The organism is Mycobacterium paraffinicum, assembly GCF_025822865.1.
Taxonomy (GTDB): domain Bacteria; phylum Actinomycetota; class Actinomycetes; order Mycobacteriales; family Mycobacteriaceae; genus Mycobacterium; species Mycobacterium paraffinicum.
Genome location: NZ_JACKUR010000032.1, coordinates 146,097 through 159,010 on the forward strand (window position 1 = coordinate 146,097; position 12,914 = coordinate 159,010).

The window sequence follows — 12,914 nt, forward strand, 5'->3', positions numbered from 1 at the left end:
CACGGCATGGGCGCCGGACACAATCACAGTCCCGCCGAGACCGACGGGTCCCGGCTGATTCCCCGCATGGTCGCCGCCGCCGCAATTCTGGCGGCGTTTTTCGTCATCGAGTTGACCACCTCGTTGCTGATCAACTCGATCGCGCTGCTGGCCGACGCGGGCCACATGCTGACCGACGTCGTCGCCGTCTTCATGGGCCTGGCCGCCGTGACGCTGGCCCGGCGGGGCAGCTCGTCACCGTCGCGGACGTACGGCTGGCACCGGGCCGAGGTGTTCACGGCGGTCGCCAACGCGGGGCTGCTGATGGGGGTCGCGCTGTTCATCCTCTGGGAAGCCATCCAGCGGCTCAGGGATACCCCGTCGGTGCCCGGGGTGCCGATGATCGTGGTCGCGCTGGCCGGGCTGCTCGCCAACCTGGTGGTCGCGTTGCTCCTGCGGTCGCACTCCGAACAGAGCCTGGCGGTCAAGGGCGCCTACATGGAGGTGGTCGCCGACAGCGTCGGCAGCCTGGGCGTACTGATCGCCGGCGTGGTGACCGTGACGACGCGCTGGCCGTATGCCGACGTGGTGGTCGCCGTGCTGGTCGCGCTGTGGGTGCTGCCGCGGGCGATCTCGCTGGCCCGCGACGCGTTGCGGATCCTGTCCGAATCGTCGCCGACCCACATCGACGTGGAGGAGCTGCGCTCGGCGCTGGGCGCCGTCGACGGCGTGTCCGAGGTACACGACCTGCACGTCTGGACGCTGTCGCCGGGCAAGGACATGTGCACGGCGCACTTGCGGAGCACCGGCGACTCCACCCGGGTGCTCCACGACGCGCGCGCGGTGCTGTCGGCCCGCGGGCTGCAGCACGCCACCGTCCAGATCGACACCCCCGGCGAGGCGGGCTGTTCGGAAGACTTCTAGATCCCCAGGGCCGGGCGCGCCTCGGGGTCGCAGTCGTCGAGCAGGTCCAGGCAGCGCAGGTACTCGTCGGGCTCGCCGATCGTGTCGGCGGCCCGCGCCAGCGCGGCCACGCACCGCAGGAACCCGCGGTTCGGCGCGTGCGCATACGGCACCGGGCCGAAACCCTTCCAGCCGTTGCGCCGCAGCTGGTCCAGGCCGCGGTGATAGCCGGTCCGGGCGTACGCGTAGGCGGTGATCGCCTGGTCGTCGGCCAGCGCCTGCTCGGCCAGTGCCGCCCAGGCCACCGACGCCGACGGGTGCGCGGCGGCGACGATCCCGGGTTTCTCGCCGGCGAGCAGTTCCGCCTCGGCGTCGGGATCGCCCGGCAGCAGGGTCGGGTCAGGTCCCAGAAGGTCTCGCGGCGGCGTCATGGCTCCTATTCTGCAGCTGCCCCGTTTCGCCGGGGTGGCGGACCTCGACCATCGCCCCATCGAGGGGGGCGGGTCGCTAAGCTCTCCAACTACCCCACCCGATAGCGGAGGACAGCCGTACTCATGCCCCAGCCACCCGAGCCCGACCGCGGCGGCGCGCCGAATCCGCCTGGGCACGAATGGGCCGCGCAATCAGGCGAGGACGCGACCGAGAGCGTCCCGCTGGTGCCGAGTGACTCCGAGACCGAGACGGTGGTGATCAGACCCGATTCCGCCGGCGATCCGAAGGATCCCGAGCAGGACGCGGACGGCCAGCAGCGCGAACGCCGCTTCACCGCGCCCGGATTCGACGCCAAAGAGACCGCGGTGATCGCCACCACCCCGGAGCCCGCCACCGAAGTGTTCTCGACACCGCCGGAAGGCCAGACCGCACAGTTCGGTCAGCCCGCCAAACCGGCCGTGCCGCAATCGATCCCACCCCGGCTAGGGGGAAAGCTCCGCACGTCCCGGCAGTTCAACTGGGGCTGGGTGCTGGCGCTGGTCCTGATCGTGCTGGCGCTGGCCGCCATCGCGATCCTGGGCACGGTGCTGCTCACCCGCGGCAAACACACGAAGGTGTCGCAGGAAGACCGGGTTCGGACCACGATCCAGAGCTTCGACACCGCGATTCAAAAGGGCGACCTGACCACGCTGCGCACCATCACCTGTGGCACCACCCGCGACGGGTACGCGGACTACAACGAGCATTCGTGGGACGAGACCTACCGCCGGGTCTCGGCGGCCAAGCAGTATCCGGTGATCGCCAGCATCGACCAGGTGGTGGTCAACGGCCAGCACGCCGAGGCCAACGTCACCACGTTCATGGCGTATGACCCCTCGCTGCGGTCGACCCGCAGCCTGGACCTGCAATACCGCGACGAGCAGTGGAAGATCTGCCAGTCCCCCAGCGGCTAGCCCCGTTAAGCGCCGAGTGCCCGGCCAGCCGCGCGTCCGGTGCCGAGTGCCCGGCTGGCCGGGGTATTCGCGGCGAATCGGGCTAGCCGCCCACGGATTTTCCGGCGCAGTGCAGGTCGGCGCAGGCCTCCACCACGCGCTCGGTCATCGAGGCCTCGCCCTTCTTCAGGTAGCTGCGCGGGTCGTAGACCTTCTTGGCGCCCACCTCGCCGTCGACCTTCAGCACGCCGTCGTAGTTGCTGAACATGTGGCCGGCGATCGGGCGGGTGAACGCGTACTGGGTGTCGGTGTCGACGTTCATCTTCACCACGCCGTAGCGCAGCGCTTCCTCGATCTCCGACTTGAGCGAGCCCGATCCGCCGTGGAAGACGAAGTCGAAGGGCTTGGCACCGTCGGGCAGGCCGAGCTTGGCGACCGCGACCTTCTGGCCCTGGTCGAGGATGTCGGGGCGCAGCTTGACGTTGCCGGGCTTGTAGACGCCGTGCACGTTGCCGAAGGTGGCGGCCAGCAGGTACTTGCCGTGCTCGCCGTGGCCCAGGGCATCGATGGTCTTCTCGAAGTCCTCCGGCGTGGTGTACAGCTTGTCGTTGATCTCGTGGGCGACGCCGTCTTCCTCGCCGCCCACCACGCCGATCTCGATCTCCAGGATGATCTTGGCGGCCGCGGCCTGCTTGAGCAGTTCCTGCGCGATGACCAGGTTCTCGTCGATCGGCACGGCCGAGCCGTCCCACATGTGCGACTGAAACAATGGGTCCTGACCCGCGGCCACCCGCCGGGCCGAGATCGCCAGCAGCGGCCGCACGTAGCTGTCCAGCTTGTCCTTGGGGCAGTGGTCGGTGTGCAGCGCCACGTTGATCGGGTACTTGTCCGCGACGACGCGGGTGAACTCGGCCAGCGCCACCGCACCGGTCACCATGTCCTTGACCCCCAGACCGGAGGCGAATTCCGCACCGCCGGTGGAGAACTGGATGATGCCGTCACTGCCGGCGTCGGCGAAGCCTTTGATCGCGGCGTTGACCGTCTCCGACGAGGTGCAGTTGATGGCCGGAAAGGCGTACGAGTTCTCCTTGGCACGTCCCAGCATCTCGGCGTAGACCTCGGAAGTGGCGATGGGCATGGGCTCCTCCTGGCGACTGGGCCCATCCAGTATCGCAACACCGGTATGTTGAAGCATCGTGAGCACCACCGTGACGGCCCTGCCGCACATCTTCGACCCGATGTACTGGTTGGGCGCCGACGGCGTCTTCGGGTCCGCGGTGCTGCCCGGCATCCTGATCATCGTCTTCATCGAGACCGGCCTGCTGTTTCCGCTGCTGCCCGGCGAATCGCTGCTGTTCACCGGCGGTCTGCTGGCCGCAGGTCCGAACCCGCCGGCCAGCATCTGGGTGCTGGCCCCGGCCGTCGCCCTGGTGGCGATCCTGGGCGATCAGACCGGCTATTTCATCGGCCGCCGCATCGGCCCGGCGCTGTTCAAGAAGGAAGACTCCCGGTTCTTCAAGAAGCACTACGTGACGGAGTCGCACGCCTTCTTCGAGAAATACGGGCCGTGGGCGATCATCCTGGCGCGGTTCGCACCGTTCGTGCGGACGTTCGTCCCGCCGGTCGCCGGGGTGTCGTACATGCGCTACCCGGTGTTTCTGGGCTTCGACATCGTCGGCGGCATCCTGTGGGGCGGCGGCGTGACGCTGGCGGGCTACTTCCTGGGCAACGTGCCGTTCGTACACCACAACCTGCAGAAGATCCTGCTGGCGATCCTGGTGATCTCACTGATGCCGGCGTTCGTCGCGGCCGTGCGGAGCTACCGGGCCCGCCGGCGCGGCGTGGCCGGCGGGGAGCCCGATTCAGGACACCCGACTCCGGCGGTACGCAACGAAAGCGTCTAGCAGTTCCGGTCGGTCGATCGAGCTCTGTTGCACGGCCTCGCCCGGCGCGGCGCCCAGCAGGATCCGCTTGATCGGGATCTCCAGCCGTTTGCCGGTCAGCGTCCGCGGTATGCCGGGGACCGCCAGGACGTCGTCGGGCACGTGGCGCGGGGAGGCGTGCTGACGAATGGCCGCCACGATCCGCGACCGCAGCCCGTCGTCGAGTTCGGCGCCGTCGGCCAGGGTCACGAACAGCGGCATCCAGTAGCCGCCGTCGTCCTGCTCGACCCCGACCACCAGGCAGTCCCCCACCTCGGGCATGCCCTCCACCGCGGTGTAGATCTCCGCGCTGCCCATCCGGACGCCCAGCCGGTTCAGGGTGGCGTCCGAACGACCGTGCACCACAACGGATCCCCGATCGGTGATGGTGATCCAGTCGCCGTGACACCACACCCCCGGGTACTTCTCGAAGTAGGCGGCCCGGTACCGGCTGCCGTCGTCGTCGTTCCAGAAGAACACCGGCATCGAGGGCATCGGCTCGGTGATCACCAGCTCGCCCTCTTCGCCGATGACCGGATGGTTCGGCCCGACCCAGGATTCGATGGCCGCGCCCAGGCAGATGCACGACAGCTCGCCGGCCACCACCGGCAGGATCGCGCAGCCGCCGATGAAGGCGGTGCAGACGTCGGTGCCGCCGCTCATCGAGATCACCGGCACCGGCCGGCCGAGTCCCTCTTGCACCCAACGGAATCCGGACGCGGGCAGCGGCGAACCGGTGGAACCCACCGCGCGCAACCCGTCCAGCGGGTACGTCGCCCCCGGCTTGAGCTCCTTCTTGGCGCAGGCCAGCAGGTAGCCCGCCCCGGTGCCGAGCACATTGACTTGCGCCTCGGCGGCGACCCGCCAGAGCCCGTCAGTGCCCAAATGCGTTGGGCTGCCGTCGTAGAGCACGATGGTGGTGTCGGCCAGCAGCCCGGACAGCTGCAGGTTCCACATCATCCAGCTCGTCGAGGAGTACCACAGGAAGCGCTCGCCGGCGTGCAGCTCGAGTTGCAGGCTCAGGTATTTCAGGTGCTCGAGCACCACCCCGCCGTGACCGTGCACGATGCCCTTCGGCTTGCCGGTGGTGCCGGACGAGAACATCACCCACAGCGGGTGCGCGAAGGGCACGGGGGTGATGTCCAGCTCGGCATCCGATTCTACCGCCGTCGCCCACGCGACGCTGTCGCCGCCAGCCGCGAGCCCGAGTCGCGGCACCACCACGGTGGCCCGCAGGCTGGGCATCGCCGCCCGGATCGTGTCCAGTTCCGCGCGCCGGTCGATGCGCTTGCCGTCGTACACCGATCCGTCGGTGGCGACCAGCACGGCGGGCTCGACCTGGCCCAGGCGCGCTATCACGCCGTCGACGGCCACATCCTGGTTGCACACCGCCCAGCTCGCGCCCACGGCGGCGGCGGCCAGGGCGGCGACGGCGGCCTCGGCGACGTTGGGCAAATAGCCGACGACGGCGTCCCCGGGCCGCACCCCGAGGCCGCGCAGGTAGGCGGCGAACGCGCCGGTCTCCCGTCGCAGCCGCGCCCACGACCACTCACAGGCGCCGTCCTCGCCGACCACGATCATGGCGGGCCGCTCGTCGGTGGCGTGCCGAAAGATCTCGGTGGCGTAATTGAGCGTGGCGCCGGGGAACCACTCGGCGCCGGGCATGGCGCGGTTGCCCAGCACCGCGCGGGGCGGGCTGTCCCCCTGAATGTCGAAGTACTGCCAGACGGCGTCCCAGAACCACTCGATGTCCTCGACCGACTTGCGCTGCAGCGCGTGGTAGTCGCCGTACTGGCCGCGGCCCGTCTCGGCGAGCCACGCCATGAAGTGGGTGAGGTTTGCCTGGGCCAGCGTGGCCTCGTCGGGAATCCAGCTGCCGGGCTCGGTCACGTCGCACTCCCTGCGGTCACGGCGGTGACGTTACAGGCGGCCTCCATCAGCATCCACCCCGACAGCTGCACCGACAGGTCCCGTTCGGCCACGTCGGAACTGTTCACCGCGCCGTCGACGAACTGCGCCTCCCCGGCGGCCTGGCTGGGCAGCTGCGCGTCGCGGTCCCAGAACGGGCCGAACAGCGGCAGCCCGTCCACCGTTTGGCGGTAGTCCCACGCCGACTTCGCGCTGGCCAGCACGATCCGCCGGGCGGTGTCGCGGGCCGCGGCGTCGGCGGCCGAATCACCCGGCAGGGTGGTGGCGACCAGCGCGAGATAGCGCGCGGTGACGCCGGAGAACAGGCCGCCGTCCCCGCCGCCGGCGCCGGCCAGCACGCCCGTCGGCGCCATGTGTTCGGCGACGGCCGCGACCAGCCGGTGCACCCGGGGCGCGTGCCGATCGTCATGGGTGCGTGCCGCGAGTTCGGTTTCCAGGCCGAGCACCACGCCCTGGCAATAGGTGTACTGGGCGCGGACCAGGGAGCCGGCCTTGATGCCGTCGAACACCAGGTGCGTCTCCGGGTCGATCAGGGTCTCGTCGATCCAGTCGGCCATCTGCTGGGCGCGCCGCATCCGGTCGGAGTAGCGGGCCAAAAAGATCCCCGCCGGGCCGTTGGCCGGGGCGTTGAAGAACTGGTCCTGCTTGCGCCACGGGATGCCGCCGCCGTCCTCGGGCACCCACGCGTCGAGGAACTGCTCGGCCAGCTTGGGCAGGGCGCGGTGGCGCTCGACGCCGGCGATCCGGGCGGCGCGTTCCAGCGCCAACGCCAGCCAGGCCATGTCGTCGTAGTAGCTGTTGGTCCAGCGAAAGTTGTTGCGCAGCCGGTGCGAGCGGACTTGCCGGTTGATCTTGGTGTGCCGTTCGGGTTGCGGGTCGCGCAGCTGCGCGTCGACCAGGCAATCCAGCAGGTGCGCCTGCCACCAGTAGTGCCAGGTGCCGAACATCCGGTCGCGCCGCGTCGCCGGCCAGGCCACCACGCCCAGCTGGGTCCCGGGCAGCCCCCACAGCCGTTTCAGGTGTCGTTGCGCGACAGCGGCTTCGGAGCTGGCCGCCCGGTTGGCCCATAGCTGATCCATAGTCCCCGATCCTGCCTCATACTGAAATATGCGCTACCGGCAAACCATTTCGGGGACCACGCACACCTTCTCCGACCTGGTCGACGTGATGGCGAAGGCGACACCGTTGCGCTCCGGCGACGAGCTCGCGGGTTGCGCCGCCGGCTCCGACGCCGAACGGGCGGCGGCCGCGTGGGTGCTGGCCGACATACCGCTGGCGACGTTCCTCACCGATGTGGTGGTGCCGTACGAGACCGACGAGGTCACCCGGCTCATCATCGACGGCCACGACCCCGAGGCGTTCGGACCGATCGCGGACTTGACCGTGGGCGGCTTCCGCGACTGGCTGCTGGATGCGGCGTCCCGCGACGACGGCGCGGCGCGGATCGCCGCGATCTCCCCCGGGCTGACGCCGGAAATGGTTGCCGCGGTGTCGAAGATCATGCGCAACCAGGACCTGATCCTGGTGGCCGCCGCGGCGACGGCCGCCGCGGCCTTCCGGACCACGATCGGTTTGCCGGGCACGCTCGCGACCCGGTTGCAGCCCAACCACCCCACCGACGACCCCCGCGGCATCGCGGCGGCGCTGCTCGACGGCCTGCTGATGGGCTGCGGTGACGCGGTGATCGGCATCAACCCGGCGACCGACTCGCCGCACGCGGCGTCGGAGCTGCTGCACCTGCTCGACGACATTCGCCTGCGGTTCGCGATCCCCGTCCAATCCTGCGTGCTCTGCCACGTCACGACCACGATGGAGCTGATCGGCCGGGGCGCGCCCGTCGACCTGGTCTTCCAGTCGATCGCGGGCACCGAGGGCGCCAATTCCTCGTTCGGGACCTCCATCGGCATGCTGATGGAGGCCAACGAGGCCGCCCGGTCGCTGCGCCGCGGCACCGTCGGCGACAACGTCATGTACCTGGAGACGGGGCAGGGCGCGGCCCTGTCGGCCGGGGCCCACCTGGGTGTGGGTGACAAGCCGGTCGATCAGCAGACGCTGGAGGCCCGGGCCTACGCGGTGGCCCGGGTGCTGCAGCCGCTGTTGATCGACACCGTCGTCGGATTCATCGGACCCGAGTACCTCTACGACGGCAAGCAGATCATCCGCGCCGGGCTCGAAGACAACTTCTGCGGCAAACTGCTCGGCCTGCCGATGGGCGTCGACGTCTGCTACACCAACCACGCCGAGGCCGACCAGGACGACATGGACACGCTGCTGACCCTGCTCGGCGCGGCGGGCACCGCGTTCGTCATCACGGTTCCCGGCGCCGACGACGTCATGCTCGGCTATCAAAGCCTGTCCTTTCACGATGTGCTGTACGTGCGAAAAGCGTTGGGGCTGCGGCCCGCACCCGAATTCGAAACATGGTTGGCCGGCCTGGGCATGGTCGACGCCGACGGCCGGATCCTGCCTGTCGACCTCGCGACGTCGCCGCTGCGGGCACTGACAGCCGGCTGATGGACGACATCTGGGCACCCCTGCGCGCCACCACGCAGGCGCGCATCGGGCTCGGGCGGGCGGGCAACTCGCTGCCGACCCGGCGCGTCCTGGAATTTCAGGCGGCGCACGCCGCGGCGCGCGACGCCGTGCACGAGCCGCTCGACGTCGAGGGCCTGATCGCGCGGTTGCGCGATTTGAACGTCAAAGGCATCGACGGGCCGCTGCGGGTGTGCAGCAGGGCGGCCTCGCGTGGCGAGTACCTGCGCCGGCCCGACCTGGGCCGCAGCCCGGCCGACCTGTCGGGTCTGCGAAAGACCAACGCGGACATTGGTTTTGTCCTCGCCGACGGGCTCTCACCGCGCGCCCTGACCGACCACGCGGCGGGCATGGTCGACGCGCTGGTCCGCGAATTCGACGGCCGCTACCGGATTGCGCCGCCTGTCATCGCGACCCAGGCGCGCGTCGCGCTCGGCGACCACATCGGTCAAGCCCTAGGCGTCGCAACGGTTCTCGTGCTCATCGGTGAGCGCCCGGGCCTGTCGGTCGCGGACAGCCTGGGCATCTACTTGACGCATCGGCCGAAGCCGGGGCTCACCGACGCCGACCGCAACTGCATCTCCAACATCCATCCGCCCGACGGCCTCGACTACGCGACGGCCGCGGCGGTCGCCGCCGCGCTGGTGGCCGGGGCCCGCAAACTCGGCCGCTCGGGGGTCGCCCTCAAGGACACAACGCGAGCAGCGATCGGCCTAGCCCAGTCGGCGGCCGAGCCGGCAGAAATAGATCAGCCGCCCTAACGCCGGCGGCCGAGCAGCCAACCCAGCACCAGCGCGGCGAGCACGGCCAGCACCAGCGGGGCGTACTTCTTGAGCTGGTCGCCGCCGGCGAGCTCGAGCAGGTCGATCGGTGCGGGCTCCGCGGCGGGGGCCGCGTGCCGCGGCTCGGGGACGGGTCCGATCTGCGGGGGGCCCTCCGGCGTGGCCGGCGCCGCCACACTCTGCGCGGCCAGTTCGGCTTCGAGCGATTCCACGAACTGGCCCAGCAGCTTCTCCGACACCTGCTGCAGCATGCCGCTGCCGAACTGGGCCAGCTTGCCCGCGATCTTGAGGTCGGTGTCGACGGTGACGCCGGTGCGCTCGCCGTCCTCGTAGAGCTGGGCGGTGACCGTGGCGGCCGCGTTGCCGGTTCCCCGCGTCTCCTTGCCCTTGGCGTCGATGACCGCCCGGTACTGGCCGCGGTCGTGCTCGACGAAACGCACCTTGCCGCTGAACTCGCTGGTGACCGGCCCGACCTTCACCTTGACCTTGCCGAGGTAGTCGTCGGCCTCGTGGCCGGTCAGCGCCGCCCCGGGCATCAGCGGGATCACCTGCTCCAGGTCGCTCAGCACGTCCCAGGCCCGGTCGATGGGGGCGCTGACGGTGAACCGGTTGGCGATCTTCATGCGGGTTCCTCTCGTGGGCGGCGGCGACGGCGTCGAGCACTAGCCTACGGGCGACACTACGGAAGTAGAGTGGGGTCCCCGGCGTCGTGGTGGATGCGCCCGGCGATCTGGGCCAGCGGGCGGCCCCCGCCGCCCCAGCGCTTGGCGATGATGTCGGCGGCGATCGAGACCGCGGTCTCCTCCGGGGTGCGCGCGCCGAGGTCCAGGCCGATGGGGCTGGCGAGCCGGCCCAGCTCGGCGCCGGTCAGGCCGGCGGCTTTGAGCCGGTTCAGGCGGTCGTCGTGGGTGCGCCGCGACCCCATCGCCCCGACGTAGCCGACCTGGGGCAGGCGCAGCGCGACCTCGAGCACCGGCACGTCGAACTTGGGGTCGTGGGTGAGCACGCAGATCACCGTGTGGCGGTCGACGGCGCCCGCCTCGGCCTGGGCGGTCAGATAGCGGTGGGGCCAGTCCACGACGACGTCGTCGGCCGTCGGGAAGCGCGCCCGGGTGGCGAACACCGGGCGGGCGTCGCACACGGTGACGCGGTAGCCGAGGAACGAACCCTGCCGCGCCAGCGCGGCCGCGAAGTCGATCGCGCCGAACACCAGCATCCGCGGCGGCGGCGCATAGCTGGCCACGAAGACCTCCATGCCGTCGCCGAGCCGCTGCCCGTCGGGCCCATACTTGAGGACCTCGCTGCGGCCCAGCGCCAGCAGGCCGCGCGCGTCGTCGGCGACCGCGGCGTCGGCGCGAGCCGAACCCAGCGATCCCGCCATCCCGTCGGGCCGGATGACCACCCGCCGGCCCACCCAGGACGGGTCCGGGTGCGCGATCACGGTCGCGGTCGCCACCGCGCGGCGCTCGGCGATGTCGTCGGCCACCGCGCCGAGCTCGGGAAACGACGCGCGCGAAACCGGCTCGACGAAGACGTCGATGACGCCGCCGCAGGTCAGGCCGACCGCGAACGCGTCGTCGTCGCTCACGCCGTAGCGTTCCAGCCGCGCGGCCCCGGTTTTCGCCGCCTCGGTCGCGAGGTCATAGACCGCGCCCTCCACGCAACCACCCGACACCGACCCGGTGACCGAGCCGTCCGGCGCCACCACCATCGCGGCCCCGGGCGGACGCGGCGCGGACCGGAAGGTGCGCACCACCGTCCCCAGCCCAGCGGTGTCGCCGGCGCGCCAGATCGACATCAGCTCGGCAAGCACGTCACGCACTCGTCCAACGTAGGCGGACAGCCATGACCCGGCTTGGCTTCGGGTGTGAATCGTTGGCGTCGAGTGTGCGTTGAGGGCGGCGACACGCCGAGAATGCCCGCCCTGAGCGCACACTCGACGCGGACGGCCGCTACCAGGCCCGGGACAGATCCGCGTGCTGTCGAATCCAGGCGTGCATCGCGATCCCGGCGGCCACGCCGGCGTTGATGCTGCGGGTCGAGCCGAACTGAGCGATCGACACCGTCGTGGCCGCGCCCGCCCGGATGTCGTCGGTGATGCCCGGCCCCTCCTGACCGAACACCAGCAGGCACTCCCGCGGCAGCGCGGCCTCCTCCAGACGGGCCGCCCCCGGCACGTTGTCCACCGCGACGACCGTCAGCCCGGCCCGCACGGCGAAGTCCAGCAGTTCGGCGGTGCTGTCGTGGTGGCACAGCCGCTGGTAGCGGTCGGTCACCATGGCGCCGCGGCGATTCCAGCGCCGCCGGCCCACGATGTGCACGGTGTGCACCGCGAAGGAGTTGGCGGTGCGCACCACCGAGCCGATGTTGGCGTCGTACCCGAAGTTCTCGATCGCCACGTGCAGCGGGTGCCGCCGCCGGTCGATGTCGGCGATGATCGCCTCCCGCGTCCAGTACCGGTATGCATCGACGACGTTGCGAGTGTCGCCCTCGCGCAACAGGACTGGGTCATACCGCGGGTCGTCGGGCGGTTCGCCCGCCCAGGGCCCGACCCCGCCGGCCGGTGCGCCCCACTCGGTCGGCCCCGGATCGCTCATCGCGGTGTCCACACAGCGGCATGGGTGCCGTCGACGGCCACCGTCGCGTAGAGCAACGCCTCGTTGATCTCGCCCTGCGTGCACAGCGACGCGCTGACGTGCACCGCGTCCAGCGAGGCGTCGGGCAGGATGAGCACCGACGACCCGTACGCCGCGCAGGCCGGGTTCAGTCCGGCGCCGGGCAGCGTCGGCGACGAGAGCAGCATCAGCGGCCCTCCGCGTTTGGCCGAGTCGTCGCGGTACCCGGCCGCCAGCCCGTCGGCCTCCAGGCCCAGCAGCATGTAGCCGTTCCCGTTGAACGCCGCGGGGTCGCCGAGTTGCGCCTTGGTCACCGGGGCGCCGTCGGCGCGCCAGGCCGACAGGCTGGTGGTCTTGACCGCAAGGCCGGTGTCGTTGGCGTTGGTGGGCATCAGCCCCACCGGGAAGGCGGCCGGGTAGGCCGCCGAGGTGTTCGGGATCCGGTCGCGCGGCGAGTAGCTGTACACACCGCGGACCTGACTCCGATCCTTCAGTGGCCCAAGGCAAACCGTGCCGGTCAGCCGGTCACCGGGTGCCGACAGCGGGGAGTGGACGTCGGGCAGTTTGGCCGTCCCGCGGTCGCAGCTGCCCAGTCCGGTCGACTCGATCGGATGCGACAGCGCGCCGTAGAGGCCGAACCGGAGGTCCTCGGCTTTGGCGCGCGGCGCGTGCGGGTCGGCCGCGGAGGCGTCGACGTCGATGAGCACGTAGTCGCCGTCCCAGCGCAGGTTCGACACCGCCATGTTCCAGCCCAGCAGCGAAATCGACTCCCCAAGCCGCGCACCCTGGGCGCCGTAGGGCCGAACCGGTTGGCTGGACCCCGAACAGCCCGTCAGCAGGGCCAGCGCACAGGCCGCTACCGCGAGGAGGTGCGCACGGCGATGCAAC

At 70.7% G+C, this 12,914-nt stretch carries 13 protein-coding genes; 5 read left to right on the top strand and 8 right to left on the bottom strand.

Annotation, left to right across the window (positions count from 1 at the left end; genetic code table 11):
* Nucleotides 1–6: 6 nt before the first annotated feature.
* Nucleotides 7–903 carry a cation diffusion facilitator family transporter gene (locus H7J89_RS22380; protein ID WP_264046778.1) on the top strand — a complete coding sequence of 299 codons (897 nt, stop codon included), beginning with the start codon at nt 7–9 and terminating at the stop codon, nt 901–903.
* Here the strand turns inward: H7J89_RS22380 and H7J89_RS22385 are convergent.
* The gene (locus tag H7J89_RS22385) at nt 900–1,313 is read right to left on the bottom strand and encodes a DUF3151 domain-containing protein (RefSeq protein WP_264046779.1); all 414 of its coding nucleotides are present in this window, start codon (nt 1,311–1,313) and stop codon (nt 900–902) included. The two genes, H7J89_RS22380 and H7J89_RS22385, sit on opposite strands and share 4 nt — an antisense overlap.
* A gap of 123 nt (nt 1,314–1,436) precedes the next feature.
* Between H7J89_RS22385 and H7J89_RS22390 the strand changes: the two genes are divergently transcribed.
* Nucleotides 1,437–2,267 carry an Rv0361 family membrane protein gene (locus tag H7J89_RS22390; RefSeq protein WP_264046781.1) on the top strand — a complete coding sequence of 277 codons (831 nt, stop codon included), beginning with the start codon at nt 1,437–1,439 and terminating at the stop codon, nt 2,265–2,267.
* An 82-nt stretch (nt 2,268–2,349) separates the two neighbouring features.
* On the opposite strand, the gene fbaA is transcribed toward H7J89_RS22390, so the two are convergent.
* Nucleotides 2,350–3,384, bottom strand: a complete 1,035-nt coding sequence (gene fbaA / locus H7J89_RS22395) for a class II fructose-bisphosphate aldolase (protein ID WP_264046783.1) — start codon at nt 3,382–3,384, stop codon at nt 2,350–2,352.
* A gap of 58 nt (nt 3,385–3,442) precedes the next feature.
* Here fbaA and H7J89_RS22400 point away from each other — a divergent pair, with 58 nt between their 5' ends.
* On the top strand, nt 3,443–4,150 hold the full coding sequence (locus H7J89_RS22400) for a DedA family protein (protein ID WP_264046785.1): 708 nt from the start codon (nt 3,443–3,445) through the stop codon (nt 4,148–4,150).
* Here the strand turns inward: H7J89_RS22400 and H7J89_RS22405 are convergent.
* The gene (locus tag H7J89_RS22405; protein WP_264046787.1) at nt 4,109–6,058 is read right to left on the bottom strand and encodes an acetoacetate--CoA ligase; all 1,950 of its coding nucleotides are present in this window, start codon (nt 6,056–6,058) and stop codon (nt 4,109–4,111) included. The genes H7J89_RS22400 and H7J89_RS22405 overlap by 42 nt on opposite strands.
* Nucleotides 6,055–7,176 carry a glycoside hydrolase family 76 protein gene (locus tag H7J89_RS22410; protein ID WP_264046788.1) on the bottom strand — a complete coding sequence of 374 codons (1,122 nt, stop codon included), beginning with the start codon at nt 7,174–7,176 and terminating at the stop codon, nt 6,055–6,057. The genes H7J89_RS22405 and H7J89_RS22410 overlap by 4 nt, the downstream gene beginning before the upstream one ends.
* A gap of 28 nt (nt 7,177–7,204) precedes the next feature.
* Between H7J89_RS22410 and H7J89_RS22415 the strand changes: the two genes are divergently transcribed.
* Nucleotides 7,205–8,611, top strand: coding sequence for an ethanolamine ammonia-lyase subunit EutB (locus H7J89_RS22415; protein WP_264046790.1), 1,407 nt, complete (start codon nt 7,205–7,207; stop codon nt 8,609–8,611).
* Complete coding sequence (eutC, locus tag H7J89_RS22420; protein WP_264046793.1) at nt 8,611–9,390, top strand: ethanolamine ammonia-lyase subunit EutC; 780 nt, start codon at nt 8,611–8,613, stop codon at nt 9,388–9,390. The genes H7J89_RS22415 and eutC overlap by 1 nt, the downstream gene beginning before the upstream one ends.
* Here eutC and H7J89_RS22425 read toward each other — a convergent pair.
* The 4 genes from H7J89_RS22425 to H7J89_RS22440 form a co-directional block, all read right to left on the bottom strand.
* Nucleotides 9,387–10,034: an SRPBCC family protein gene (locus H7J89_RS22425; RefSeq protein ID WP_264046795.1), complete on the bottom strand. Its 648-nt coding sequence runs from the start codon at nt 10,032–10,034 to the stop codon at nt 9,387–9,389. The two genes, eutC and H7J89_RS22425, sit on opposite strands and share 4 nt — an antisense overlap.
* A gap of 56 nt (nt 10,035–10,090) precedes the next feature.
* Complete coding sequence (locus H7J89_RS22430) at nt 10,091–11,233, bottom strand: XdhC family protein (protein ID WP_264046798.1); 1,143 nt, start codon at nt 11,231–11,233, stop codon at nt 10,091–10,093.
* Nucleotides 11,234–11,363: 130 nt separating this feature from the next.
* Nucleotides 11,364–12,008 (bottom strand): TrmH family RNA methyltransferase, encoded by a 645-nt coding sequence (locus H7J89_RS22435; RefSeq protein WP_264046799.1) that lies wholly within the window; start codon nt 12,006–12,008, stop codon nt 11,364–11,366.
* Nucleotides 12,005–12,913 (bottom strand): hypothetical protein, encoded by a 909-nt coding sequence (locus tag H7J89_RS22440; RefSeq protein WP_264046800.1) that lies wholly within the window; start codon nt 12,911–12,913, stop codon nt 12,005–12,007. The genes H7J89_RS22435 and H7J89_RS22440 overlap by 4 nt, the downstream gene beginning before the upstream one ends.
* Between the last annotated feature and the right edge of the window lies 1 nt (nt 12,914).

What these genes read in the sequence shown, in the direction of transcription:
- H7J89_RS22410 (WP_264046788.1), bottom strand. Translation starts at nt 7,176, where the DNA reads ATGGATCAGCTATGGGCCAACCGGGCGGCCAGCTCCGAAGCCGCTGTC.
- H7J89_RS22385 (WP_264046779.1), bottom strand. Translation starts at nt 1,313, where the DNA reads ATGACGCCGCCGCGAGACCTTCTGGGACCTGACCCGACCCTGCTGCCG.
- H7J89_RS22390 (WP_264046781.1), top strand. Translation starts at nt 1,437, where the DNA reads ATGCCCCAGCCACCCGAGCCCGACCGCGGCGGCGCGCCGAATCCGCCT.
- H7J89_RS22425 (WP_264046795.1), bottom strand. Translation starts at nt 10,034, where the DNA reads ATGAAGATCGCCAACCGGTTCACCGTCAGCGCCCCCATCGACCGGGCC.
- eutC (WP_264046793.1), top strand. Translation starts at nt 8,611, where the DNA reads ATGGACGACATCTGGGCACCCCTGCGCGCCACCACGCAGGCGCGCATC.
- fbaA (WP_264046783.1), bottom strand. Translation starts at nt 3,384, where the DNA reads ATGCCCATCGCCACTTCCGAGGTCTACGCCGAGATGCTGGGACGTGCC.
- H7J89_RS22380 (WP_264046778.1), top strand. Translation starts at nt 7, where the DNA reads ATGGGCGCCGGACACAATCACAGTCCCGCCGAGACCGACGGGTCCCGG.
- H7J89_RS22435 (WP_264046799.1), bottom strand. Translation starts at nt 12,008, where the DNA reads ATGAGCGATCCGGGGCCGACCGAGTGGGGCGCACCGGCCGGCGGGGTC.
- H7J89_RS22415 (WP_264046790.1), top strand. Translation starts at nt 7,205, where the DNA reads ATGCGCTACCGGCAAACCATTTCGGGGACCACGCACACCTTCTCCGAC.